Genomic DNA, 240 nt, shown 5'->3' on the forward strand with positions numbered 1-240 from the left:
CATAGCGGCGGAAGACAGATGTATACAGCTCCGGACCCGAAACAGCAAGCAAAGTTAATTGTCAAGTCGATTCAGCAGTCGGGCATTGATCCAGAGACTATCGGCTATATTGAATCGGCGGCAAATGGTTCGGCGCTGGGCGATCCTATTGAAGTAATTGCCTTAACAAACGCGTTTCAACAATATACAAACAAGAAACAGTTTTGTGCGATAGGCTCTGTCAAATCCAATCTGGGGCAT

1 protein-coding gene is annotated in these 240 nt (G+C 46.2%); it reads left to right on the forward strand.

Annotation, left to right across the window (positions count from 1 at the left end; genetic code table 11):
- Positions 1-240: hypothetical protein (locus PU683_RS21495; RefSeq protein ID WP_277174614.1), on the forward strand; the 240-nt coding region annotated here is incomplete at both ends.

Origin of the sequence: Candidatus Kosakonia sp. 282A-S69 (assembly GCF_029433855.1) — a bacterium.
Classification (GTDB): domain Bacteria; phylum Pseudomonadota; class Gammaproteobacteria; order Enterobacterales; family Enterobacteriaceae; genus Kosakonia; species Kosakonia cowanii_A.